Origin of the sequence: Paracraurococcus lichenis (assembly GCF_030657435.1) — a bacterium.
Taxonomy (GTDB): domain Bacteria; phylum Pseudomonadota; class Alphaproteobacteria; order Acetobacterales; family Acetobacteraceae; genus Paracraurococcus; species Paracraurococcus lichenis.
The window spans coordinates 37,478-61,350 of the sequence record NZ_JAUTWS010000039.1; the positions used below are offsets into that span (position 1 = coordinate 37,478).

At 73.1% G+C, this 23,873-nt stretch carries 19 protein-coding genes; 12 read left to right on the plus strand and 7 right to left on the minus strand.

Going from position 1 to position 23,873, the window contains the following annotated elements:
- Positions 1-45: 45 nt before the first annotated feature.
- On the minus strand, positions 46-1,248 hold the full coding sequence (locus tag Q7A36_RS27240; protein ID WP_305106925.1) for a Zn-dependent hydrolase: 1,203 nt from the start codon (positions 1,246-1,248) through the stop codon (positions 46-48).
- Positions 1,249-2,244: 996 nt separating this feature from the next.
- On the opposite strand from Q7A36_RS27240, the gene Q7A36_RS27245 reads away from it, so the two are divergent.
- Entirely contained in the window at positions 2,245-2,718 is a 474-nt protein-coding gene (locus Q7A36_RS27245) for a MarR family winged helix-turn-helix transcriptional regulator (RefSeq protein WP_305106926.1), read from the plus strand.
- 69 nt (positions 2,719-2,787) lie between these two features.
- On the opposite strand, the gene Q7A36_RS27250 is transcribed toward Q7A36_RS27245, so the two are convergent.
- Both Q7A36_RS27250 and Q7A36_RS27255 read right to left on the minus strand, forming a co-directional pair.
- Entirely contained in the window at positions 2,788-3,576 is a 789-nt protein-coding gene (locus tag Q7A36_RS27250; RefSeq protein WP_305106927.1) for a cyclase family protein, read from the minus strand.
- Between the two features lie 131 nt (positions 3,577-3,707).
- Complete coding sequence (locus Q7A36_RS27255) at positions 3,708-4,493, minus strand: SDR family NAD(P)-dependent oxidoreductase (RefSeq protein ID WP_305106928.1); 786 nt, start codon at positions 4,491-4,493, stop codon at positions 3,708-3,710.
- 99 nt (positions 4,494-4,592) lie between these two features.
- Here Q7A36_RS27255 and Q7A36_RS27260 point away from each other — a divergent pair, with 99 nt between their 5' ends.
- Both Q7A36_RS27260 and Q7A36_RS27265 read left to right on the plus strand, forming a co-directional pair.
- A complete protein-coding gene (locus Q7A36_RS27260) occupies positions 4,593-4,916 on the plus strand; it encodes a 2Fe-2S iron-sulfur cluster-binding protein (RefSeq protein WP_305106929.1) in 324 nt (107 codons plus the stop codon).
- Positions 4,913-6,757 (plus strand): NAD(P)-binding protein, encoded by a 1,845-nt coding sequence (locus Q7A36_RS27265; protein ID WP_305106930.1) that lies wholly within the window; start codon positions 4,913-4,915, stop codon positions 6,755-6,757. The genes Q7A36_RS27260 and Q7A36_RS27265 overlap by 4 nt, the downstream gene beginning before the upstream one ends.
- 135 nt (positions 6,758-6,892) lie before the next feature.
- Here the strand turns inward: Q7A36_RS27265 and Q7A36_RS27270 are convergent, their stop codons facing one another.
- The 3 genes from Q7A36_RS27270 to Q7A36_RS27280 all read right to left on the minus strand — a co-directional run bounded on the left by Q7A36_RS27270 (position 6,893) and on the right by Q7A36_RS27280 (position 10,141).
- Entirely contained in the window at positions 6,893-8,209 is a 1,317-nt protein-coding gene (locus tag Q7A36_RS27270; RefSeq protein WP_305106931.1) for an MFS transporter, read from the minus strand.
- 67 nt (positions 8,210-8,276) lie between these two features.
- The gene (locus tag Q7A36_RS27275; RefSeq protein ID WP_305106932.1) at positions 8,277-9,602 is read right to left on the minus strand and encodes a GDSL-type esterase/lipase family protein; all 1,326 of its coding nucleotides are present in this window, start codon (positions 9,600-9,602) and stop codon (positions 8,277-8,279) included.
- A 29-nt stretch (positions 9,603-9,631) separates the two neighbouring features.
- Positions 9,632-10,141, minus strand: coding sequence for a cupin domain-containing protein (locus Q7A36_RS27280; protein ID WP_305106933.1), 510 nt, complete (start codon positions 10,139-10,141; stop codon positions 9,632-9,634).
- Positions 10,142-10,274: 133 nt separating this feature from the next.
- On the opposite strand from Q7A36_RS27280, the gene Q7A36_RS27285 reads away from it, so the two are divergent.
- From Q7A36_RS27285 to Q7A36_RS27320, 8 genes are all read left to right on the plus strand, one after another.
- Positions 10,275-11,252 carry a TRAP transporter substrate-binding protein gene (locus tag Q7A36_RS27285; RefSeq protein WP_305106934.1) on the plus strand — a complete coding sequence of 326 codons (978 nt, stop codon included), beginning with the start codon at positions 10,275-10,277 and terminating at the stop codon, positions 11,250-11,252.
- 72 nt (positions 11,253-11,324) lie between these two features.
- Positions 11,325-12,974, plus strand: coding sequence for an AMP-binding protein (locus Q7A36_RS27290; protein ID WP_305106935.1), 1,650 nt, complete (start codon positions 11,325-11,327; stop codon positions 12,972-12,974).
- Positions 12,971-13,222 carry an acyl carrier protein gene (locus tag Q7A36_RS27295; protein WP_305106936.1) on the plus strand — a complete coding sequence of 84 codons (252 nt, stop codon included), beginning with the start codon at positions 12,971-12,973 and terminating at the stop codon, positions 13,220-13,222. Before Q7A36_RS27290 ends, Q7A36_RS27295 begins: the two co-directional genes overlap by 4 nt.
- 44 nt (positions 13,223-13,266) lie before the next feature.
- Positions 13,267-15,702: a methyl-accepting chemotaxis protein gene (locus Q7A36_RS27300; protein ID WP_305106937.1), complete on the plus strand. Its 2,436-nt coding sequence runs from the start codon at positions 13,267-13,269 to the stop codon at positions 15,700-15,702.
- Positions 15,703-15,841: 139 nt separating this feature from the next.
- A complete protein-coding gene (locus tag Q7A36_RS27305) occupies positions 15,842-16,144 on the plus strand; it encodes a type II toxin-antitoxin system Phd/YefM family antitoxin (RefSeq protein WP_305106938.1) in 303 nt (100 codons plus the stop codon).
- Between the two features lie 33 nt (positions 16,145-16,177).
- On the plus strand, positions 16,178-18,001 hold the full coding sequence (locus Q7A36_RS27310) for an ABC-F family ATP-binding cassette domain-containing protein (protein ID WP_305106939.1): 1,824 nt from the start codon (positions 16,178-16,180) through the stop codon (positions 17,999-18,001).
- 41 nt (positions 18,002-18,042) lie between these two features.
- A complete protein-coding gene (locus Q7A36_RS27315) occupies positions 18,043-18,597 on the plus strand; it encodes a Uma2 family endonuclease (RefSeq protein ID WP_305106940.1) in 555 nt (184 codons plus the stop codon).
- A 77-nt stretch (positions 18,598-18,674) separates the two neighbouring features.
- On the plus strand, positions 18,675-19,892 hold the full coding sequence (locus Q7A36_RS27320; protein WP_305106941.1) for an ABC transporter substrate-binding protein: 1,218 nt from the start codon (positions 18,675-18,677) through the stop codon (positions 19,890-19,892).
- A 59-nt stretch (positions 19,893-19,951) separates the two neighbouring features.
- Here the strand turns inward: Q7A36_RS27320 and Q7A36_RS27325 are convergent, their stop codons facing one another.
- Positions 19,952-22,093, minus strand: coding sequence for a ComEC/Rec2 family competence protein (locus tag Q7A36_RS27325; protein WP_305106942.1), 2,142 nt, complete (start codon positions 22,091-22,093; stop codon positions 19,952-19,954).
- Positions 22,094-22,342: 249 nt separating this feature from the next.
- Between Q7A36_RS27325 and gltX the strand changes: the two genes are divergently transcribed.
- The gene (gene gltX, locus Q7A36_RS27330) at positions 22,343-23,737 is read left to right on the plus strand and encodes a glutamate--tRNA ligase (protein WP_305106943.1); all 1,395 of its coding nucleotides are present in this window, start codon (positions 22,343-22,345) and stop codon (positions 23,735-23,737) included.
- The last annotated feature ends 136 nt before the right edge of the window (positions 23,738-23,873 follow it).

A 23,873-nucleotide genomic window follows, 5' to 3' on the forward strand; every position in this document is an offset into this window, starting at 1 on the left:
AAATCCTGACGGGGTCGTCCGGCGCGCGCCGGACGGCCCGGGGCGTCAGGCCCGCAGGAAGCGCTCCGCCGCATCGCCCAGGATGCGCATGCAGAGCGCCAGGTCCTCCTCCTTCGTGTCCTCCGCCCAGTGGTGGCTGATGCCGCCGATGGAGGGCGTGAAGAGCATCGCCACCGGCATCACCCGCGCGATGTACTGCGCGTCATGGCCGGCGCCGCTCGGCATGCGCTGCCAGCCGCCGGGCGCGATCGCCTCGGCCGCCGCATCCAGCGCCGCCATCATCGCGGGATCGCAAGGCGCGGGCAGCGACTTGCTGACATTGATCAACGTCGCCCTGGTGCGCTCGCGCCGGTTGCTCTCCTGCACGCAGGCGCGCAGGCACCGCTCCATCCGCTCCAGCACCGCGACGTCGATGTCGCGGAACTGGAAGAGGATGTCGGCCTGGCCGGGGATGATGCTGGGCGCGCCGGGGTCGAGCGCGATGCGCCCCGTCGTCCAGGTGCTGCGCCCGCCGCAGGCCTTGGGCATCTCCTGGTCGATCATGGTCAGCAGCCGCACCGCGGCGAGGCCTGCATCGCGGCGTTCCGCCATGGTGGTGCCGCCGGCATGGTCCTGCATGCCCTCGATCAGGATGCGCCACTGCCAGATCGCGACGATGCCGGTGACCACGCCGGCGCGCAGCCCCGCGCCCTCGAGCTGCGTGCCCTGCTCGATATGCATCTCGAAGAAACCCTTGTGCCGGCCGGGCTCGAGCTGCATGCGCGGCTTGCCGGCGAGGCCGGCGGCGGCGAGCGCCTCGCGCAGCGGCGTGCCGTCCGTGCGGTTGCGGCTGCGGTCGATCTCCTCCTCGGTCAGGTTGCCGATGATGGAGCGGCTGCCGAGGAAGCCGCCCTCGAAATGCCCTTCCTCATCGGCGAAGGCGACGACATCCACCGGCAGGCCGGCGCGCGCCAGGGCGAGTCCGGCGACGACGCCGAGCGCGCCGTCGAGCCAGCCGGCGTAGTTCTGCGTCTCGATATGGCTGCCGGCGAGCAGGTGCGGCCCGGCGCCGGCGTGGCGGCCATAGACATTGCCGATGCCGTCGATCGAGGGTTCGAGACCGATCTCCGCCATCCGCTGCATCAGCCAGCGGCGGCTCTCCATGTCCTGCGGCGAATAGGTCGGCCGGTGCACGCCGGTGCGGTAGGCGCCGATCTGCCGCAGGTCGTTGAGGTCGCGGAGGAATCGTTCGGCATCGATCTGCGGCATGGCACAAGCCCTTGTTGCGGTGCGGCATGCTGCCGCGCGCGGCTGCCGAGGACCAGCCCTCGAGGCCGCGCCGCGCGCCCCACCCGGCCGGGCCCAGCCGGCGGCGTGCGTGAACGTCACCTCTGACCTGTCGCCCGGTCCGGCGCTGGCCATGTCGCACTGCCGGCACGCATCGGTTCGGCTCGGCATGACAGGACCCGGTTCGCGTCGGGTTGCCGTGCCGCCGCCTGCATCGACAGGATGACGGCGCCATTGCTGCCGAGGTGAGAGCCGTCGCCGGACTCCGGCTGCAGGTACTCGTTCCAGGCGGCGACGATCCGCAGGAACGCATCCGGCGGCAGGCCGAGCTCATCCCGCCGATGGCCGGCCCCGGTCGCAGCACGTCATCGGTCGACAGCCGGTCAGTCAGGCACCCCGGATCGTTGCGACAGTGCGCTGGCCCCGCCGAGGTCGGGTCGCGCGACCATCGCAATGCCATTGACCCGCCTGCGGCACGCCGCCTCGCCATGCCGTTCGTGACTCGGCCTGTTGCAGGCCCGGCGGCGTCTCGGACCGGTCAGGCCGATTCGATGCGCCGAAATCCACTCCTCCGGGCATGGGGCAAGCCCGCAGGCATCGCCCTGAGGGTATTCTTTAGATATCCAATCGTCACAATACCGTGAAAATTCGGGTCGCTGACCAGGTCTTCAGGAAGCTGCAATAGCCAGTTACATGCATTGGCATCTTCCAGGTTTCACAGATAGCAAATCCGTGAATCACCGGAATTTTGGCGGAAATCTGCCGAGTCCATCGCAGTCGCGTGCTCCCGCTCGTCCCCTGAATTGTCGGATTATTCGTAATCTGAGCAGGAATGGTTTAAAGTTTCTTGTTTTTAATGGAACCTCATGTTGCTCCGATGGCGTTTCGGTTTCGCTTGAAGACCATCGTGTGGGATTGGATATGCTACACGCCATGCAACTCAAACAGGTCCAAGGCGCTGGACAGATCGCGCCGCCGATGCAGATCCTCCCCGCCAGCGTGGCTCTTGCCGAGCCGCAATCGCGCGAGGAACTCCCGCCCGCCCTCCTGGCCATGATGATGACGGCGAACCGCATCATGGCGATGGAAGCGGTCCGCGCCGTGCCGGATGGCCGGCTGACCCCGCCGCAGTTCCGGATCCTCAACTATCTCTTCGTCGCACCGGGTGCCTCGCTCTCCGAGGTCGCCAACTACCTCGGCGTCCGCCTCCCCACCGCGTCCGTCATGCTCGTCAAGCTCGCCGCCGAAGGCTACGTCCTCCGCAGCCGCCACCCCAGCTCCCGCCGCCGCATGCAGCTCGTCCTGACCGACCGCGGCCAGTCCGTCACCGCCTCGGTCCGCGCCGCGCTCTTCGGCCGGCTGCGCACCGGCCTCGACCGGCTCGAGGAGGCAGAGCGCGACGCGCTCCAGCGCGCCATGCCCGCCCTCCGCCACCTCTTCGCCCAGGTCTGACCCGCAACCGCGCCAACAGCGACGCGCACGACACGCCACGGCCCACCGGCCGGAAACCAGAAGGGGGGATCAGTCCTCGATGATCGCCACCGCCCGGGTCCAGCCGGCCGAGCCCCGATGCACCTTCACGGGGAAGCAGACCACCTGGAACCCGTCCGGCGGCAGCACCTCGAGGTTGTGCAGCTTCTCGAGATGCGAATACCCGATCTCGCGGCCGGCCCGATGGCCTTCCCAGATCAGGGAGGCATCGCCCGTCGCCTGCACCTTGCGCCGCGTATGGCTGAAGGGGGCGTCCCAGGACCAGCCATCGGTGCCCACCAGGCGGACGCCGCGCTCGAGCAGCCAGAGCGTGGCCGCCTTGCCCATCCCGCAGCCGCAATCGATGTAGTCGTCCTCCCCGTAGCGGGACCCGGCGCGGGTATTCACCACCACGATCTCCAGCGGCTTCAGCGCATGGCCGATCCGCTTCAGCTCCGCTTCCACATCGGCGGGCTGCACCACGTAGCCGTCCTCGAAATGCCGGAAGTCGAGCTTCACGCCGGGCTGGTGGCACCATTCCAGCGGCACCTCGTCGATCCGCCAGGACGCCTCCCCGCCCGGCTTCAGCCGCTCGTTCATGCGGGAGAAGTAGTGGTAGGGCGCGTCGAGATGCGTGCCGTTGTGGGTGCTGATATTCGCCCGCTCCACCGCGGCATATTCGCCCTCCGGCAGGGCGGAGACGGGCACGCCCATGTATTCCGCCATGCGCGGCGCGGTCATGTGGTGGTCGTGGTACTCGATTTCCGGCTCCATCCCCGGCGGGTCCGACCTGATCCCCGCCTTGAGCGGCACCGAGATGTCGATGAAGCGTCGCGCCATGGGCGTCTCCTCCTGCGGCTCGTCAGCGGGCGCCGGCCGGGCCGGCGCCGCGGCCGGGAGGGTGGACCGGCGGCCGGGACCGGTCCAGCGCGGCCCGCCCCGGCTCCCGACCCGCGCGATGCGCCGCGGCCTCAGTACAGGGCGTAGCCGCCATCGATCACCAGCGTGTCGCCGGTATGGAAGCCCGCGGCGCTGCTCATCAGGTAGACCGCGATACCGCCGAAATCCTCGCCCGTGCCCCAGCGCCGCATGGGCACCCGCGGCAGGACATTGCCGGCGAATTTCGGGTCGTTGGTGGCGCGGGCGGTCATCTCCGTCTCGATCCAGCCGGGCAGGATGGCATTGGCGCGCACGCCATGGCGGGCCAGTTCCACCGCCAGCGCCCGGATCATCGCGACCATGCCGCCCTTGGAGGCGCCATAATGCTCGTTGCGCGCCGCGCCCTCGATGGCGGCCAGCGAGGCGGTGCCGACCAGCACGCCGCCCTTGTCGCCCGCCTCGGCGCGTTCCTTCATATGCCGCGCCGCGGCGCGGAAGGTGAGGAAGGCACCGCGCAGGTTCACCCCCAGCACGCGGTCCCATTCCGCCGCGGTGCGGTCGACGAAGGGCCCGCTGCGGCCGCCGGAGATGCCGGCATTGGCGAAGCAGCCATCGACCCGGCCCAGCACGCGCAAGGTCTCGGCGAAACCGGCCTCGACCTCCGCCTCCTCGGCGACGTTGCAGCGGAGCGCGAGGACGCGGCGGCCGGTGGCTTTGAGCTGCGCCTTCGCCGCGTCGTTCTTGCTCTCGTTCGTGCCCCAGATGGCGATATCGGCCCCGGCCTCCGCCATGGCCTGCGCCATGCCGAGGCCGATGCCGCCATTGCCGCCGGTCACCAGCGCGACCTTCCCGGTCAGGTCGAAGGGCTTGTAGGGCATGGGCGTTCCTCCCGAATCAGGCGGCGCAGCCTGCCCCGGCCCGGCTTGCGCCGGAAGCCCGGCCGGGCGAGACCCGCGGCAAAGCCAGGGGAGCCCGGGATGGCGCGCATCACCTTCATCCAGCCGGACGGCACGCGGCAGGCCTTCGAGTCCGGCGAGGACGAGACGGTCATGCTGGTCGGCGTGCGGCACAATGTCCCGAGGCTGCCGGCCGATTGCGGCGGGCAGCTCGCCTGCGCTTCCTGCATGGTCGATGTGCCGGAGCCCTGGCGGGAGCGCGTGGGCGGCCCGGGCCTCGACGAGGGCGACATGATCGAGGATGCGCTCGGCGCGCGGCCGGTGGGGCGCCGCCTCTCCTGCCAGATCCGCATCACCGACGCGCTCGACGGGCTGGAGGTGGCGCTGCCGGAGGCGCAGGGGTGAGCACCGACCGCGTCCTGGGCATGGACCGGCCGATCCCCCGCCGGGACCTGCTGCAGGGCGCGGCCGGTTTCACCCTCACGGCCGGCGCGGCCCGGGCGGAGGCGCCCTACCCGCCCCTGCTGCAGGGCTTGCGCGGCAGCCAGCCCGGCAGCTTCGAGGCGGCGCATGCCCGCGCCGCCGGCGCGCCGGTGCCGGCGCCGCAGGACGACCCAGAGCGGTGGGACCTCGTCGTCATCGGCGCCGGCATCAGCGGGCTTGCCGCGGCGGTCTTCTGGCGGGAGGCGCGGCCAGGCGCGCGCGTCCTGATCCTCGACGCGCATGACGATGTCGGCGGCCATGCGCGTCGGAACGAGTACCGGCACGGCCGCCGCACCCTGCTGATGAATGGCGGGACGATGCTGATCGACAGCCCGCGGCCCTATTCCGCCGTGGCGGACGGGCTGCTGCGGCGGCTCGGCGTCGATCCGGTGCGGCTGTCGAAGCGCCACGCCGATCCGGGCTTCTGGCAGCGACAGGGGCTGGGCCGCGGCGTCTTCCTGGACCGCGAGAGTTTCGGCGCGGATTGCCTGCTGCGCGGCGTCGGGCGGCGGCCCTGGGCCGACCTGCTGCGCGGCTCCCCGCTGCCGGCCCGGGCACAGGCCGACATCGCCCGGCTCTTCGAGGCGGAGATCGACTACCTGCCAGGGAAGACCTCGGCGGAGAAGAAGGCGCTGCTGGTCCGCACCAGCTACCGCGACTACCTCGCCCGCATCGCCCGCATCGACCCCGCCGCCCTGCCCTTCTTCCAGACCATGAGCCATGGCGAATGGGGCGTCGGCGCCGATGCGGTCAGCGCCCTCGATGTCTGGGCCCTCGACTTCCCGGGCTTCAAGGGCCTGAAGCTCGCGCCCGGCGCGGCGCCCGGCATGGGCTACACCGCGGCCGGCTATGCCGATGGCGGCAGCTATAGCTTCCACTTCCCCGACGGCAATGCCTCCATCGCACGGCTGCTGCTGCGGCGGCTGATCCCTGCGGCGTTGCCGGGGCGCGATGCCGAGGACGTGGTCCTGGCCCGCGCCGACTACGCCGCGCTGGACCGCGAGGGCGCGCCGGTGCGCCTGCGGCTCGAGAGCACCGCGCTGCGCGTGACGAATGCCGCGCCGGGCGTCGAAGTCACCTATGTCTGTCGCGGCGAGGCGAGGCGCGTCGTGGCCGGCGCCTGCGTGCTGGCCTGCTGGGGCGTCATGATCCCGCACCTCTGCCCGGACCTGCCGCCGCCGCAGGCCGAGGCGCTGCGCAGCCAGGTCAAGGTGCCGCTGGTCTATGCCTCCGTCCTGCTGCGCAACTGGCAGGCCTTCCGCCGCCTCGGCCTGTATGAGATCGAGGCACCGGGCAGCACCTGGACCGGGCTGCGGCTGGACTGGAAGACGCGCATCGGCGGCTATGACAGCATCCGCGGGCCGGAGGAGCCGGTGCTGCTCTTCCTCTCCCGCGTCCCCACCGCGCCCGGCCTCGACGAGCGGTCGCAACACCGCATCGGCCGCGCGGAGCTGCTGGCGACCAGCTTCGAGGCCTACGAGCGCAGCCTGCGCGACCAGTTGCAGCGCATGCTCGGCGCCGGCGGGTTCGAGGCGGCGCGCGACATCCTCGGCATCACCGTGAACCGCTGGCCGCATGGCTATGCCTATGAGTACAACCCGCTCTTCGATCCGGATTACCCGCCCGGCGAGGCGCCGCACGAGATCGGCCGGCGGCGGGTCGGGCGCATCGCCATCGCCAATTCCGATGCCGGCGCCGCGGCTTATACAGACAGCGCCATCGACCAGGCCTGGCGGGCGGTGGGCGAACTGATGGGAGTTTGAAAAAGATTGGGGAGGAAAAGGCATTTCCTCCCCAAACCCCACCATTGCCTTCTATGAGTCGAGTGCCGCCGCGCGACGGATGCAAGACTCACAGAAATAGAGGTGGGGTTCGGGGAGGATACTTCCTCCCAGACCTTACTCCGCCGGCGCCACCACCCCCGCCGGATCCAGCTCCGCCGCCGGGATCGGATCGCGGATGATGGTGGCATAGGCGACCGCGCAGACAATGCAGAGGACGGCACCGACCAGCAGGGCCGGCGTGAAGCTGCCGCTCGCCTCGGCGATGAAGCCGGTGACCGCCGGCGCCAGTGCGCCGCCGAGATAGCCGCCGAAATTCTGCATCGCCCCCAGGGACGCCGTGCAATTGGCCGGCGCCGCGACCGAGACCAGCGCCCAGCCCGTCGCGGTCGAGACATAGCAGAGGAACATGGCGACCGAGATGCAGCCGATCGCCACCGCATCGCTCGGCATCCAGGCAGCCAGCGCGGTGAAGACGCCCGTGCCCGCCAGGGAGATCGCCATCGGCCACTTCCGGCTGTCGATCGGCCGCATGCCCCGCCGCGCCAGCACGTCGGTGATCCGCCCGCCGAGCAGGCTGCCGAGCACGCCGAAGACGAAGGGGATGGCGGCCACCCAGCCGGTCCGGGCGATGCTCATGTGCCGCTCCATCTGCAGATAGGCCGGCAGCCAGGAGGCATATATCCAGAGGATGTAGATCGCCCCGAAGAAGCCCAGCAGCATCCCCCAGGTGGTGCGGTAGGCGAAGAGCCGCCGCCACTCCGCGAGCGTCAGGTGCGAGGTCTCGCCGGTAGTATCGCCCTCCGTCAGGTGCGCGCGCTCCTCGCGCGTCAGCGCGACCTCCGACGGGTTGCGGTAGACCACATAGGCCAGTGCCGCGACGGCGATGCCGAGCACCCCCATGACGATGAACATCCAGCGCCAGCCGACCCAGAGCATCAGGAAGGTCAGCAGCGGCACGGAGATGGCGGTGCCGAGCGTCGAGGAGCAGTTCCAGATCCCGGTCGCGGTGCCGCGGTCGCGCGGGTTGAACCAGTCCCGGCTGACCCGGGCGGCGGTCGGGAATTGCGGCGCCTCGCCGATGCCGAGCACCACGCGCGCCGCGAAGAACTGCGCGAAGCTGGTCACGAAGCCGCCGGCCGCCTGCGCCAGCGACCAGAGGCCGAGCCCCGCCGCGAGCATCTTCCGCGGCCCCAGCCGGTCCACCAGCGCGCCGACGGGAAGCTGCGAGAAGGCATAGGCCCAGAGGAAGGCGGAGAGCAGCAGGCCCATGTCGCCGACCGAAAGGCCCAGTTCCTCCCGGATCAGCGGATTGGCGACGGCGAGCGTCGCGCGGTCGATGTAGTTGACGACGCCGCTCAGCACGAGCAGCGCGAGCGCGATGCGCTGCGTGCGGACGATGCGCGGCGTCCTGCCGTGAAGCTCCACGGCCATCCTCCCCTTGCGAGTGATCCCGGCGGGGGGGCGAACGCGCTCGCGTTGCGGCGGTTCGGGCGGCGCGTCAGCGCAAGCCCGGCACCACCGCGCCGAGGTCGAGGCTCATCCCCATCGCCAGGTAGCCCGCGCGGTTCGGGTGCAGCCGGTCGCCCGGCCCGCCTGTCGTACTCTCCGGCACCATCTCCGCCTTCAGGCCGCCACTCGCGGCATCGAGCGTCGCCTGGTCGAACTCGGCCACCGCGTCGAAGAGGCCGCCCTGGCTGATGAAGGCATTGAGCGCCTGCCGCTTGCGGTCCTGCTCCTCGAAGCCATGCGCCGGGCTGGTGCTGCCGAGCGCGCTGGTCACCGTCGCGCCGATCAGCCGCGCGCCGGGGAATTTCGCCCGCATTCGGGCGACGCCGTCGCGCATCGCCGCCTGCACCGCCTCGACGCTCGCATTGCCGTTGCGGCTGAAGTCGTTGGTGCCCTCGAGCCAGATGAATGTGCTGACGCCCGAGAGGCTCAGCACGTCCCGCTCCAGCCGCGCGCCGGCGGAAGGCCCGCCGGGGAATGGTTTCTCCGGGCCGTACTCCGCCGGGCCCGCCACCTGGTTGCCGCCGATGCCGGCATTGACCACCGCGACGCGGTTGCCGAATCGCTCGAACAGGCGGCGCTGCAGCACGTCCGGCCAGCGGTCGTCGCCATTCATGGTGGAGGCCGTGCCGTCCGTGATGGAGTCGCCGAAGGCGACCACGACGGGCGTGCCCGCCGGCGCCGTCATGTCGAGCGCGTCGAGGAAGAACCAGGAGGCCGTGCTGAAGGGGAAGCTCGCCTCGCCCTCCTCATGCCCGTGCGCGCCGCCGCCCGGCGCGGTGCCGTAGGAGGTCTGCAGCGCCTTGGCGTGCCAGGTCATCGGCCCGCTCTCGCCCGCGACATGCAGGCTGACGGCGAGCTTGCGGCCCTGTAGCAACCCGCCCTGGCCCTCCGGCACGAAGGGCAGCGCGACCGGGTCGCTCCAGGCCATGCCGCCGGGCGGGATGGTCACGCCCTCCTTGCCGCCGAAGCGCAGGGGCTGGTTGCTGCCCGGCACCACCGCCGCGCCGCCGAGCTGCAGGCCGAGATGCACGCCGTCGAGCACCAGTGGCTTTGTCCCGAAGGCGTTGGAGAAGCGCAGCCGCGCCTGCCGCCCCCAGTAGCTCGGCTTCACCACCAGCCGCAGCGTCTGGTCGCGCGCGCCCTGCGCCGGATCGGGGAAGAGGAAGCGCTGGTCCGGCTGCGCCGAGGGGTTGCCCACGGGATAGGGCCCCTGGACGGAGGCGGCCCAGCTCGTCACCCAACCCTCCGGCGGCTGCGCCATCGCCGGCGCCGCGAGCATCGTCACGGCCAGCAGCAGGCCGAGCATGGTCCTCATCCGCGTCTCCCCCCCCTGGTCTTCCCGCGTCAGCCCTTCTGCGGCAGCGTGCCGAAGACGGTCTCCGCCTCGATCTGCTGGACGTTCTCCGGCCGCGGGAAGGGCGCGGGCGGCGCCTCGCCCTCGGCGCGCGGGCGGCCGATGCGGGCGAAGAAGGTCTCGAGCCCGCCGGGCATGATGCACCAGACGAAGGTCAGCGGCCCCGTGCCGGTATTGTGGAAGGAATGCGCCCGGTTGCGCGGGAAGAAGAAGCAGGAATTCGGCTTCATCGGATGCACCTGCCCCTCGATATGCGCCTCGCCCTGCCCCTCGATGACGAAGATGATCTCCTCGTTCGCGTCGTGCAGGTGCTCCCGCACATGGCAGCCGGGATCGACGGTCTGCGTGCCGAAGGCGAAGGGCGTCTCGGCGCCCGTGCCCGCGCTGTCGAGCAGGCAGCGCACGAAGCCATTGGCCGGCACCGGCTGCCAGAAGCTGCGGGCCTCCTCCGGCTGCTGGATGACGAGGCGGGCGGGGCTGGGTGGCATGGTGTCGGGCATGGTGATCCTCCGGCGCGGCGGCGGATCATCGGGCCGGGCCGCCGCCCGCGGCAAGCCTTGCCGGACCGTGCCGGCCGTGGAACCCTTTCACCCGGGGAAGCGCCGCGCGGCCCAATGCCGGGAGACGATACCGATGCCTCGCTGGACCGCCTGGGCCATGGCCCTGGGCCTGATGCTCGCCGCCCTGCCTGCAGCGGCGCAGACGCGCTGGGTCATGGCCACGCCCTATGCCGAGAATTTCCACACCCTCAACATCCGCCAGTTCATCGCCGACCTGGAGAAGGCGACCGAGGGCCGGCTGGCCATCCAGCTCCACAACAATGCCTCGCTGCTGCCGATGGGCCAGATCAAGCGCGGCGTGCAGACCGGCCAGGTGCACTTAGGAGAAATCCTGCTCAGCGCCTATGCCAACGAGGATCCCTTCTTCGAGGTGGACGGCGTCCCCTTCCTCGCCTGGACCTGGCCGCAGGCCGAGGCGCTGAACGCCGCGACCGAGCCCTATATCCGCGCCCGGCTGGAGCGGCAGGGGCTGACGCTGCTCTACATCGTCCACTGGGACGCGCAGGGCTTCTATACCAAGTCCGAGCTGCGGAGCGTGCAGGACCTGAAGGGTACGCGCTTCCGCGCCTACAACAACGTCACCGCGCGCATGGCGGAGCTGATGGGCGCGACGCCGGTCACGGTGCAGCTCGCCGAGGTCAGCCAAGCCTTCGCCACCAACGTCATCACCAGCATGTTCACCTCGGCGCAGAGCGGCGTGAACGTCACGGCCTGGGACTTCACGAAGTACTGGTACAATGTCGGCGGCATGCGCACCCGCAACGCGGTCTTCGCCAATACCCGCGCCCTGCAGGCGCTGGACGCGCCGACCCGCGCCGCCGTCATGACGGCCGCCGGCGCCGCGGCCGAACGCGGGAAGGCGATGGCGAAGCAGGCGGAGGTGGTGCAGGCCGAGCGGCTGCGCACCCAGGGCATGCAGCTCCCGCCGCCCTCCGAGCAGATGATGACGGAGCTGAAGGCGATCGGCGAGACCTTGACCGGCGAATGGGTCCAGCGCGCCGGGCCCGAGGGCGCGCAGATGCTCGAGACCTACCGCGCCGCGCTGCGGTAGCGCCGCCCTCCCGGCAGGCGCGGGCCGGGGCGGCAAGATTCCGGTCACCCTCCGCCGCTTCCCTGGCCCGGCATGCGCGCGCCCTCCCTGCTCGACGCGCTCCGGCGCCGCCTGGCGGAGGCGCCGGAGGCGCCCTTCGCCCATCTCGTCCAGGGCGACAGGACCGAGACGCTGACCATCGCCGGCTTGGCCGAGGCGGCCGCCCGCTGGGCCGGGCTGCTGGCGGCGCAGGGCTGCCGGCCCGGCGAGACGGTGCTGATCATCCTCCGGCACGGTCCGGCGCCCTATGCCGCCTTCCTCGGCGCCATGATGGCGGGCGCCGTGCCCGCCTTCCTGCCCTTCGCCACGCCGAAGCAGGACCCGCGCCTTTACTGGCAGGCGCATGACGCGCTGCTGCGCCGCATCGGCCCGGCCCGCATCGTCACCTGGCCGGAGAATGCCGCCGCGCTCCGTGCCCATCTCGCGCTCGATTCGCACCGGCTGCACCTCCTCGGCGAGGAGGCGGGTGCCGCGCCGCTCAGGGACTGGCGGGACGGCGGCGGCGGCGAAATCGCGCTGCTGCAGCACAGCTCCGGCACCACCGGCCTGAAGAAGGGCGTGGCGCTGAGCCATGCCGCCATCCTGGCGCAGCTCGACGCCTATGCCGAGGCCATCGGCTTCGCGCCGGGCGACGTCGTCGCGAGCTGGCTGCCGCTCTATCACGACATGGGCCTCGTCGCCTGCTTCCTGCTGCCGCTGGTCAAGGGCGGCGCGGTCGCCTCGCTCGACGCCTTCGACTGGGTCGCGCGCCCGGCGACACTGCCCGCGGCGATCGCCGCGCATCGCGCCCGCTGGTGCTGGCTACCCAATTTCGCCTTCGAGCACCTGGTCCGCACCCGCCGCCCCGGCGAGCACCACGACCTCTCCTCGCTCCGCGCCCTGATCGACTGCTCCGAGGTCTGCCGGGCGGAGACGCTGGACCGCTTCGCCACCGCCTTCGCCGATTGCGGCATCACGCAGGCACATCTCCAGTGCTGCTACGCCATGGCGGAGACGGTCTTCGCCGTCACCCAGACGCCGCCGGGCCGGCCGGCACCGCGGCTGCTTCTCTCGGCGGAGGCCCTGGCGCAGGGCCGCGCCGTCCCGCCCGCCCCGGGCGAGCGCGCGGCGACCCTGCCCTCGGTCGGGCGGCCGATCGCCGGCCTCGCGCTCCGCATCCTCGACGAGGCCGGAGGGCCGCTGCCGGAGGGCCGGGTCGGCGAGGTCGCGCTGCGCGGCGACTGCCTCTTCCAGGGCTGGCATGCCGATCCGGCAGCGAGCGCCGCCGCCTTCACGGCGGGCTGGTACCGCACCGGCGACCTCGGCGCGCTGGTCGGCGGGGAGCTGGTGATCACCGGCCGGCGCAAGGAGGTCATCAAGCTGAACGGCCGCAGCGTCCATGCCCCGGACCTCGAGGCCCTGGCGCATGGCATCCCCGGCCTGCATCCCGGCCGCGCCGTCGCCCTCGGCCTGCCCGACGCCGCCTCGGGCAGCGAGGCGCTGGTGCTGGTCGCCGAGACCACCCTGACCGAGGAGCCGGCGCGCCGCGACCTGCAGCGCGCCCTCCGCGCCACCATCGAGGCCGCGACCGGCCTCGCCGGCGCCGGCATCGCGCTGCGCCCGCCGGGCTGGCTGGTGAAGACCACCAGCGGCAAGCTCAGCCGGGCGGAGAACCTCGCCAAATACCTGTCGGAGGCGGCATGACGGAGGAGGAGGCGCTGGCGCGCCTGACCGAGGTGTTCCGCGCGGTGTTCCGCCGCCCCGGGCTGGTGCTCGACCCCGCCTGGACCGCCGCCGACCTCGATGGCTGGGACAGCCTGCGGCATGTGGAGCTGGTGCTCGCCACCGAGGCGCGCTTCGACGTGCGGCTGGAGGCCGAGGCGCTGGCCGGGCTCGGCAGCGTCGGCGACCTGCTCGCGGCGGTGCGGGCCGCGGGGTCAAGGGAGCGGTAACAGCCACCTGCACAGGTGCGACCGGTCACCCCGGAACGCCGTCCATGCGACTGCCATCGCTCACCATCCGCACCCGCATCGTCCTGCTGCTGCTCGCCTTCGGCCTCGCCCCGGCCCTGCTCATGGCCAGCGCCTTCGTCGCCGAGCGCCGGGAATTGCGGCGGGCGGCCATGGACCGGGTCGCGGACGCCGCGGCGGCGCTGGCCGACAGCATCGACCGCAACCTCTTCGAGCGCTACGGCGACGTGCAGGCCTTCGCGCTGAACCCGGCGGCGCATGACCCGCGCCACTGGAAGCGGCCGGGCGCGGACAATCCGCTGGTGCGCGCCATGGACGAATACGTCGCGCTCTACGGGGTCTACAAGCTGGCGGTGCTGGTGGACCCGCAGGGCAGCGTGCTGGCGGTGAACGACCGCGACGCGGCCGGCAAGCCCATCGCCAGCGCCGGGCTGCTGGGCCGCTCCTTCGCCGGCGCGCCCTGGCTGGGCAAGGCGCTGCGCGGCGAGTTCCTGAGGGGGCCGGCGGGGTTGACGGGCACCGTCGTGGAGCCGCCGGCGCGGGCGCCGGAGGTGGCGACGGCCTATCCGGGGGAGGATGGCTACGGCATCGTCTTCGCCGCGCCGGTGAAGGACGTGGCGGGCAAGGTCCTCGGGGTCTGGGCGAATTTCGCCGATTTCGGCCTGGTCGAGCAGATCGTGGCCGATTTCAATGCCAGGCTGGCCCGCAGTGGCCTGGCCGAGGCAGAACTCACCGTGCTCGACCCCGCGGGACGGGTGATCATGGACCATGATCCGGCCGCGCGCCCCGGCCCCTACCGGCGGGACTTCGCGGTCATCGGCCAACTCAACCTGGCCGAGCGCGGGGTCGTCGCCGCCCAGGCCGCGCTGCGCGGCGAGAGCGGCGCGATCGTCGCCCGGCATGCCCGCAAGGGGATCGACCAGGCGGCGGGCCATGCGCATAGCCAGGGCGCGATGGGCTTCCCCGGGCTCGGCTGGTCCGTGCTCGTGCGGGTACCGGTGGTGCAGGCCTTCGCCTCGCTCGACCGGGTGGAGGGCTTCGGGCTCAAGGTGCTCGGCCTCACGGTCCTCGTCACCCTCGGCCTCGGCCTCTGGATCGGCTCTGGCTTCGCGCGGCCGCTCTCCGCCCTCGCCGGCAGCATGCGCCGCCTCGCGGCAGGGGAGGCGCTGCCGCAGGTGCCCGGCGCCGGCCGCGGCGACGAGGTCGGCGCGATGGCCGCGGCCGTCGTCGTCTTCCGCGACGGCATGGCCGAGGCTGCCTCCCTGCGCGCACGGCAGGAGGCGGATCGCGCCCGCGGCGAGGAGGCCAAGCGCCTGGCGCTGCAGGGCATGGCGGAGCGGGTGGAGGAGGCGGTGGGCGCCGCGGCCGACCATATCGGCAGCCGCGCCATCGCCATGGCCGAGGATGCCGACGGCACCGCCCGGATCGCGGAGACGATCGCTGCGCGCAGCGCGACGGTCGCCGCCGCCGCCGAGCAGGCGCTGCGCAATGCCGAGACGGTGGCGGCGGCGACCGAGGAGCTCTCCGTCAGCGTGCGGGAGATCTCGGTCCAGGTCGCCGCCGCCACGACCACCACGCGGCAGGCGGCGGAGAAGGGCATGGCGAGCCAGGCGGTGATCCATGGCCTCTCGGACAGCGCGGCGCGGGTCGGCGAGGTCGTCCGGATGATCGCCGAGGTCGCGGCCAAGACGAACCTGCTGGCGCTGAACGCGACCATCGAGGCGGCGCGGGCCGGCGAGGCCGGCAAGGGCTTCGCCGTGGTGGCCGGGGAGGTGAAGCAGCTAGCCGCCCAGACCGCCCAGGCGACCGACGAGATCACCCACCTGGTGGATGCCATCACCGAGGCCACGGCGGGCGCGGTGGCCTCGGTGCGCGAGATCGCGACGGCCGTGACGCAGATCGACCAGAGCTCGGCCGCGATCGCCACGGCGGTGGAGCAGCAGGCCTCCGCCACCCAGGACATCGCCAGGACGGTCGTCGAGGCCGCGGCGGCAGCCCGCGAGGTCGCCGCGCGGATCGGCGAGGTCTCCTCCGCCTCGGCCGAGGCCGGCGGCCGCGCCGCCCAGGTCCGCAGCGGCGCGGCCGAGGCGCGGACGGCGATCGCCGAATTGCGCGGGACGCTGGTGCAGGTGGTGCGCACCGCGACGCCGGAGGTGAACCGGCGCGGGGCGCCGCGGCTCAGCCTGACGCGCGGCGTCACGCTGCACCTGGCCGACGGGACGTCGCAGGAGGCACGGCTGGTGGATATCTCGTCCGGCGGCGCGAAGCTGGCCGGGGCCGTGCTGCCGCCGGAGGCGAGCGGCAGGCTGGAGGTGCCGGGACTGCCGCAGCCCATCCCCTTCACGCTGCTGCGCGACGACGGGCCGGGCGGCCAGCGGCTGCGCTTCACGCTGGACCCGGCGGGGGAGGCCGCGCTCGAGCGCTCCCTCGCCTCGCTCGGCCCCATTGCCGCGGCGGCCTGAGCGGCCTGCCCGAGATCAAAGCCAGCCCCCTCCCGGGATTTGACCGGCGAGGCACGGCGCGGTCCCTGCCGCGGCGCGGCAATCTGCTATACCGGCCGGGTGTCCGCGCGGGCGACGCCGCCGGACCCGGATCCCGGGGGTGGCATCGCGCATGGCCGGCTGGCGGCAGGAGGAGGACGAGCCGATCGGCTCGGGCCAGGTGGAGAACCCGGCGCCCGGGCTGGAAGGCTTCCCCCGCCTCGACATGGCGGTGATCGAGGAGGCCATGCCCAAGCTCGTCGACCGTGCCGTCGGCGGCCCGGTCGTGATGACGCGGCATGGCGAGGAATCCTTCGTCCTCCTGCCGCTCGATATCTGGCGGCGCCTCTGGCTGGCCATCGCCCGCCCGCCGGTGCTCGACATGGACCCGCCCGCCGCGCCGGGGACCGAGCCGGAGGCTTGACGCGCGGGGCCGGGCACCCCCCTCTCCCGCCCCATGGCCCCGCCCCTCCTCATCCTCCAGGACATCCACCTGCATCTCGGCACCACGCCGCTGCTGACCGGCGCGACGCTCTCGGTCGGCGCCGGGGAGAGGCTGGCGCTGGTCGGCCGCAACGGCTCGGGCAAGTCCACCCTGCTGCGCGTCGCCGCCGGGGAGGTGCAGCCGGAGCGCGGCACCCGCTTCCTCCAGCCCGGCGCGACGCTCCGCAGCCTGCCGCAGGAGCCCGGCTTCGGCGGCGCCCGCACGGTCTGGGAGCATGTCGAGGCCGGCCTCGGCCCGGCGGACGACCCGCACCGGGCCCGCTGGCTGCTCGAGCAGCTCGGCCTGAGCGGGGAGGAGGCGCCCGACCGCCTCTCGGGCGGCGAGGCGCGGCGGGCGGCCCTCGCCCGGGCCCTCGCCCCCTCCCCCGACATCCTGCTGCTGGACGAGCCGACCAACCACCTCGACCTGCCGGCCATCGCCTGGCTGGAGGAGGAGTTGTCCGGATTCCGCGGCGCGCTGGTGGTGATCAGCCATGACCGCCGCTTCCTCGGCCGGCTGTCGCGCGCCATGGTCTGGCTCGACCGCGGCACCACCCGCCGGCTGGACCGCAGCTTCTCCGAGTTCGAGGCCTGGCGCGACCAGGTGCTCGAGGAGGAGGAGAAGGAAGCCCACAAGCTCGACCGCAGGATCGTGCGGGAGGAGCACTGGATGCGCTACGGCGTCACCGCCCGCCGCAAGCGCAACATGCGCCGGGTCGGCGAGCTGGCGGCGCTGCGCCAGCGCCGGCGGGAGGCGCTGAAGGCGACCGGCAGCGTCCGCATGGCCGCCAGCGAGGCCGATGGCAGCGGCACGGTGGTGGCGCAGGCCGAGCAGGTGACCAAGGGCTATGGCGGCGCGCCGGTCGTGCGCGGCTTCTCGACGCGCATCCTGCGCCGCGACCGGGTCGGCATCGTCGGCCCGAACGGCGCCGGCAAGACCACGCTGCTCAACCTGCTGACCGGCGCGCTGGCGCCGGATGCGGGCACGGTCCGCCTCGGCACCGGGCTGCAGATGGTCACGCTGGACCAGAAGCGCGAGAGCCTGGACCCGGGGACCAGCCTGCAGGCGGCGCTCGTCGGCGGCCCCGGCGACCAGGTGGAGGTCGGCGGCCAAAAGCGGCACGTCATCGGATACATGAAGGACTTCCTCTTCATCCCCGACCAGGCCCGGACCGCGGTCGGTGTGCTGAGCGGCGGCGAGCGCGGCCGGCTGATGCTGGCGCGGGCGCTCGCCAGGCCCTCCAACCTGCTGGTGCTGGACGAGCCGACCAACGACCTCGACCTCGAGACGCTGGACCTGCTCGAGGAATTGCTGGCGGACTACCAGGGCACGGTGCTGGTGGTCAGCCACGACCGCGACTTCCTCGACCGCGTCTGCACCAGCGTGATCGTCGCCGAGGGCGAGGGGCGCTGGCAGGAATATGCCGGCGGCTATACCGACATGGTGGCGCAGCGCGGGCGCGGGGTGGAGGCGCCGGCACCGCCGCCGCCGGCCCGGGCGGCCGAGGCGCCGAAGCCGGCCGCGGCGAAGCCTGCCGCGCCGGCCGCCGCGCCGAAGCGGAAGCTCAGCTTCCACCAGCGGCACGCGCTGGAGACCCTGCCGGCGCGGATGGCGGCGCTGGAGAAGGAGATCGGGGCGCTGCGGACGGCGCTCGCCGCGCCCGACCTCTACGGCCGCGACCGCGCGCGCTTCGACCGCTTCACCGCCGCGCTGGCCGAGAAGGAGGCGGCGCTCGCCGCCGCCGAGGAGGAGTGGCTGGAACTCGAACTGCTGCGGGAGGAGAGCGAGGCGGGGTGACGGCTCTTCATGCCGCCCTCGCAACCCGCCATATTGGGCGCATGAGCGCTGCCCTGGCCGCCGCCCCGCCCCCGACGCTCGCGGAGTTCCTGGACTGGGAACCCCGCCAGGACGCGCATTTCGAGTGGGACGGCATCCAGCCGCTGGCCATGGTCGGCAGGACCTTCCTGCACACGGAACTGGCGAGCCGCGTCTTTGACGCCCTGCGGGCGGCGCTCCGTGGCACGCCCTGCAGCGTGATCCGGGCCGACCTGCGGGTCATGACGGCGAATGCGAGCCGGGTCCGCTATCCCGACCTGGCGGTGACCTGCAGCCCCATCGGTCCCGCGGACCGGGTGGTCCCGGCGCCGGTCTTCCTGCCGGAAGTCCTGTCGGAGACGACCGGCGCGGTGGACCGGGGCATCAAGCGCCAGGAATACGCCGCCCTCCCCAGCCTCACCCGCTACGTCATGCTCGCCCATGACGCCCCGCTTGCCATCGTCTGCGACCGCGCCAGCGGCTTCGAGGAACGGCCGGAGCGCGAGACGCTGTCCATCCCCGAATTCGGCATCACCCTCCCGCTGGCGGTGCTCTATGCCGGCCTGCTGCCCGGCTGAGGGCCGGCGGTTTCCCTCCGCGCCGCCTCCGGTCTAGCCTGCGGAAAAACCCGCAGGCCGGGACAGGGAGGACAAGCATGCAGGCCACACGCCGCGGCCTTCTCGCCGCGACCGCCGTCACCGCCGCCGCGCCGCGCGCCCGCGCCCAGGGCCGCCCGAAGATCCGGATCGGGGTGCTGAACGACCAGTCCGGCACCTACCGCGACACCACCGGCCTCACCTCCATCGCCTGCGTGCAGCAGGCGGTGCAGGATTTCGGCGACCGCGGCTTCGAGGTGGAGGTGCTGCGCGCCGACCACCAGAACCGGCCGGACACCGGCGCCACCATCGCCCGGCAATGGATCGACCGGGACGGCGTGGACGTGATCGCCGATGTCCCGACCTCCTCCGTCGCCCTCGCCGTGGGCGAGGTCTGCCGGCAGAAGGACCGGATCCACCTGAATGCCAGCGCGACCGCGGTGGCGCTGACGGGCGAGCAGTGCAGCCCCAATACCATCGTCTGGAGCTTCGACACCTACATGATGGCGGCCTCGACCGGCGGCGCCGTGGTCAAGGCCGGCGGGGACTCCTGGTTCTTCGTCACCGCCGACTATGCTTTCGGCCATAGCCTGGAGCAGCAGACGACGCTGAAGGTGACGGCGGCCGGCGGCACGGTGAAGGGCAGCGCCCGCTACCCCTTCCCCGACACCACGGATTTCTCCGCCTTCATCACCCGCGCGATGAGCAGCGGCGCGAAGGTGCTCGGCCTCGCCAATGCCGGGCTCGACACCGTCAACAGCGTCAAGCAGGCGAAGGAATTCGGCCTCGACCGCCGCATGCGCATCGCGCCGCTGCTGATGTTCCTCACCGATGTGCACGCCCTCGGCCTCGACACCGCGCAGGGGCTGGTGCTGACCGAGAGCTTCTACTGGGACCTGAACGACCGCACGCGCGCCTTCGCCAGGAAGATCGTGGCGCGCACGCCGAACAACTGGCCGAACCAGGCGCATGCCAGCGCCTATTCCAGCGTGCTGCACTACCTCAAGACGGTGGCCGACATGGGCCCGGAGGAGGCGAAGCGGAGCGGCGCGGCGACGGTCGCCCGGATGAAGGCGATGCCGACCGAGGACGACGCCTTCGGCCGCGGCCGCATCCGGGAGGATGGGCGCGGCATCTTCCCCGCCTACCTCTTCCAGGTGAAGACGCCGGCGGAGAGCAAGGGCGAGTGGGACCTCTACAAGCTGCTCTCGACCCTGCCGGCCGAGGAAGCGGCACGGCCGCTGGCCGAGACCGGCTGCCGCATGGTGCGGAGCTAGCCTCCCGTGACGCCTCGGCACACCTGCCGGGGCGTCGTCCCTCCCAGCGCCGGTCCGCCCTATTCGACCGGCGCCGGCGGATCGGCCGAGGGCGTGCCGCGCGGCACCGGCACCGGCGGCACCCAGGGCCGCGCCCCGCGCGCGGCGCGGTCGCTCAGCATCCGCACCCCGTCCCGCTCCAGCCAGACCGCATGCGCGCCGTTGCGCCAGACCGCGAAGCGGTCGATCACCTGCGCGGCGCAGCGGCCGCGCACCGGCTCGGCCGAGACGACCAGCGCCGCGCCGGCGCAGGCTTCCGCCGCCGGGCCGGTGCGCAGCAGGACCGCCGCCGGTCCCCCGGGGTCGGGTCGCAGGGTGCAGGCCGCCGGCCTGCAGGCGATGGCGCCGCCCTCCGAGGTGCCCTCGCGCGGCAGCGCCGCCGCCTCCGCCGCGCCGAAGAGCCGCAGCCAGGTCTCGCGCGTCAGGCCGGAGGCGCCGGAGAGGCGCTGGATCGCCAGCCCCTCCCCGTCCCGCAGCCCGATCAGCCTGGCATCGGCCGAGACCAGGATGTCCGGCGGCCGCTGCCAGGCGCCGCTGGCCAGCCCCGCCAGGATCAGCGGCACGCCCAGCAGCCGCATCGGCGTCAGCCAGAGGCAGAGCCAGAGCATGCCGAAGGCGCAGAGCCCGAGCCCCCAGGCGGGTATGGGCGCCACCGCCAGGGCGGCCCCCGGCCAGCCCGCGACCCAGCGCGCCACGGCGAGGATCGCCTCCACCCCCCAGCCCATCGGCGCCAGCGCCAGCCCCTCCAGCCCGAAGGGCATCAGCGCGACCGCCGCCATGCCGGCCGGCATGACCAGGGCGGAGGTGATCGGCACCGCCAGCGCATTGGCCGCGACGCCATAGAGTTGCAGCCGGCCGAAATGGTGCAGGCCGAAGGGCGTGGTGGCGGCGCCGGCGAGGATCGAGGTCGCCACCACGCCGAATCCCGCCAGCGCCAGCCGCCGCCGCCAGCGCGCCCGGCCCGGCCCCGCCCGCGGCAGGCGCGGCCGCAGCCATTCCCAGCCCGCGATCAGCGCCAGCACCGCCGCGAAGCTCATCTGGAAGCTGGCGCCGAGCACCGCCGCCGGCTGCACCAGCAGCACCGCCGCGGCAGCCAAGGCCCAGGCGCGCAGGCTGAGCGCCCGGCGCCCGGTCAGCAGGGCGAGCGTCGCCAGCGCCGCCATGGCGAAACTGCGCTGCATCGGCACCGCCGCCCCGGTCAGCAGCAGATAGAGCCCGCCGACGCCCAGCGCCGCGACCGCCGCCACCGCCTTCGCCGGCACCCGCAGCGCCAGCCAGGGCGACAGCACGAGCAGCAGCCGCAGCACCGCGAAGCTCACCCCCATGACGATGGCGATGTGCAGGCCGGAGACGCTGAGGAGATGCGCGAGGCCGCTGTCCCGCATGGCCGCGAGATCGACGGGCGGGATGGCGCTCTGCCCGCCGGTCAGCAGCGCCGCGGCGACGGCGCCCGCCGGGCCGGGGATGGCGGCGGTGACCCTCGCCTCGATGGCCGCGCGCAGGGTGGCGAGCGCCGGGCCGCCTGCCTCGCCCGGGGTGACCTCCGCCCGGCCGAGCGCGAAGCCGCTGCCGCCGAGGCCGGAGAACCAGGCGGCGCGCTGGAAATCCCAGGCGCCGGGATGGGCCGGCGGCGCGGGCGGCCGCACCAGGGCGCGCAGCCGCACCGTGTCGCCGGGCTGCGGCCGGGCGGGATCCTCCGTCTTCAGCCGCACGCGGATCTGCCGGGCGAGCGGCGCGCCGCCATCGAGCCGCGCCGCCTCGAGCGTCAGCCGCTGCCCCTCCGGCAGCAGTTCGACCGCCGCGACGCGGGCGGCGACGAGGGTGGCGCCGCGCGGCAGGTCCGGCATCGGCGGCTGCCGGCCGGCCTGCCAGGCGGCGGCGGCGAAGCCGAGGGCGCCGGCGGCCAGCAGGCCGAGCGCCCAGCCCGCCAGCGGCTGCCGCAGCCCGAGCCAGAGGGCGAGCGCGAGGAGCGGCGGCGCGACCCAAATGGCGGCGGCCGGCGGCTCCTCCGGCAGGGCGAAATAGGCCAGCACGCCGGCGCCGAGGGCGACCGCCAGCCAGGGGGCGAGCCGCGCGCGCTCCGCCGCCAGGGCAGCCGCGGCGCGCGACGCCACCGCCACCCCGGCCAGGATCCGGCTCGATCTCGACGCGGCATAGGACACGCGGATGCATGTTCACGCCGAGTCGAGCATTTCAACTACAGGTATACTAAGCGACGCCGTTTCCGAGTCGCCCTCAGCGACTCGTGATCCTGTCGCGGGCCGTTCCGCGACTCGCGCCGGCGCCGCGAGTCGCGCCGGCCCCGCCGCGCGCGCCGCGGCGGGTGTTTCCAGCAGGGGGCCGCGCGGGCTAGTGGTGCGGCCCCGCCCGGCCCCGCCCGGCCCCGGCCGGCGCAGCCTGGATCCCGCACCATGTCCGTCCGCACCCGCTTCGCCCCCTCGCCCACCGGCTACCTGCATATCGGCGGGGCGCGCACCGCGCTGTTCAACTACCTCTTCGCCCGCCGCCATGGCGGCCAGTACCTGCTGCGGATCGAGGACACGGACAGGCAGCGCAGCACGCAGGAGGCGGTGCAGCAGATCCTCGACAGCCTGGAATGGCTGGGCCTGACGCCGGACGAGCCGCCGGTCTTCCAGAGCACGCGCGAGCCGCGCCATGCCGAGGTGGCGCGCGAGCTGCTGGCCCGCGGCCGCGCCTACCTCGCCTACGACACGCCGGAGGAGCTGGCGGCGATGCGGGCCGCGGCGGAAGCGCAGAAGCGGCCCTTCAAGTATGACGGCAGCCGCTGGATGACGCTCGACCCGAAGGACGCGCCCTCGGTGCCGCCCGCCATCCGAATCAAGGCCCCGCGCGAGGGGGATACTGTCGTCGAGGACCTGGTGCAGGGCACCGTCCGCGTCTCGAATGCCGAGCTGGACGACATGATCATCCTGCGCAGCGACGGCGCCCCGACCTACCTGCATGCGGTCGTCGTGGACGACCACGACATGGCGATCACCCATGTCATCCGCGGCGACGACCACCTGACCAATACCTTCCGCCAGTGCATGGTCTACGACGCCATGGGCTGGCACCGGCCGCGCTTCGCGCATGTGCCGCTGATCCATGGCGCGGACGGCGCCAAGCTGTCCAAGCGCCACGGCGCGGTCGGCGCGCTGGAATTCCGCGACCAGGGCTTCCTGCCGGAGGCGGTGTGCAACTACCTGCTCCGCCTCGGCTGGGGCCATGGCGACACGGAGATCATCTCGCGCGAGGACGTGCTCCGCATCTTCGACATCGCCGATGTCGGCCGCGCCGCGGCCCGCATGGACTATGCCAAGCTGCTGCACTTCAACGGCGTCTGGCTGCGGCAGGCGGATGACGAGCGGCTGACGAAGGAGGTGCTGGCGCGGCTGGCGAAGCACGGCGTCGCCTTCGGCACCCTCGGCGGCGACCGGGTGCGGATGCTGATGCCCGATCTGAAGTCGCGGGCGAAGACGCTCGAGGACCTGGCGAGCAGCGCCGCCTTCGCCGCCTTCGAGGGCCCGCCGCCCATGGACCCCAAGGCAAAGGCGTTGCTGACCGAGGAGGCGAAGGCGCGGCTCGCCGACCTCGCGCGGTTCCTCACCGACGCGCCCTGGGAGCGGCAGGACCTCGACTCCTGGCTGCGCGACTATGCCGAGGTGAAGGGCGTGAAGCTCGGCCAGGTAGCGCAGCCGCTGCGCGTGGCGCTGTCGGGCAGCACGCAGAGCCCGCCGATCGACGCCGTCCTCTGGGCGCTCGGTCGGACCGAGGCGATGGACCGCATCCTGGCCGCGGCGGAGTAGCCCCGCGCCTTTTGTGTCGCGCGGGCCGATTCAGACCTCCGCGCCTTGCGGCGCTGCGGTCATCGGCCCCTTGCATGTCGGGCGGGCCGATTCAGACCTCCGGGCCATTCGGCCCTCCGGCCATCGGCTCGCCTAG

Bases quoted from the DNA above. Each gene is read 5' to 3' on its own strand.
- Q7A36_RS27310 (WP_305106939.1), top strand. From the start codon at position 16,178: ATGGCCCCGCCCCTCCTCATCCTCCAGGACATCCACCTGCATCTCGGC.
- Q7A36_RS27275 (WP_305106932.1), bottom strand. From the start codon at position 9,602: ATGAGGACCATGCTCGGCCTGCTGCTGGCCGTGACGATGCTCGCGGCG.
- Q7A36_RS27270 (WP_305106931.1), bottom strand. From the start codon at position 8,209: ATGGCCGTGGAGCTTCACGGCAGGACGCCGCGCATCGTCCGCACGCAG.
- Q7A36_RS27245 (WP_305106926.1), top strand. From the start codon at position 2,245: ATGCAGATCCTCCCCGCCAGCGTGGCTCTTGCCGAGCCGCAATCGCGC.
- Q7A36_RS27255 (WP_305106928.1), bottom strand. From the start codon at position 4,493: ATGCCCTACAAGCCCTTCGACCTGACCGGGAAGGTCGCGCTGGTGACC.
- Q7A36_RS27280 (WP_305106933.1), bottom strand. From the start codon at position 10,141: ATGCCCGACACCATGCCACCCAGCCCCGCCCGCCTCGTCATCCAGCAG.
- Q7A36_RS27285 (WP_305106934.1), top strand. From the start codon at position 10,275: ATGCCTCGCTGGACCGCCTGGGCCATGGCCCTGGGCCTGATGCTCGCC.
- gltX (WP_305106943.1), top strand. From the start codon at position 22,343: ATGTCCGTCCGCACCCGCTTCGCCCCCTCGCCCACCGGCTACCTGCAT.
- Q7A36_RS27300 (WP_305106937.1), top strand. From the start codon at position 13,267: ATGCGACTGCCATCGCTCACCATCCGCACCCGCATCGTCCTGCTGCTG.
- Q7A36_RS27240 (WP_305106925.1), bottom strand. From the start codon at position 1,248: ATGCCGCAGATCGATGCCGAACGATTCCTCCGCGACCTCAACGACCTG.
- Q7A36_RS27260 (WP_305106929.1), top strand. From the start codon at position 4,593: ATGGCGCGCATCACCTTCATCCAGCCGGACGGCACGCGGCAGGCCTTC.
- Q7A36_RS27290 (WP_305106935.1), top strand. From the start codon at position 11,325: ATGCGCGCGCCCTCCCTGCTCGACGCGCTCCGGCGCCGCCTGGCGGAG.
- Q7A36_RS27250 (WP_305106927.1), bottom strand. From the start codon at position 3,576: ATGGCGCGACGCTTCATCGACATCTCGGTGCCGCTCAAGGCGGGGATC.
- Q7A36_RS27295 (WP_305106936.1), top strand. From the start codon at position 12,971: ATGACGGAGGAGGAGGCGCTGGCGCGCCTGACCGAGGTGTTCCGCGCG.
- Q7A36_RS27320 (WP_305106941.1), top strand. From the start codon at position 18,675: ATGCAGGCCACACGCCGCGGCCTTCTCGCCGCGACCGCCGTCACCGCC.
- Q7A36_RS27315 (WP_305106940.1), top strand. From the start codon at position 18,043: ATGAGCGCTGCCCTGGCCGCCGCCCCGCCCCCGACGCTCGCGGAGTTC.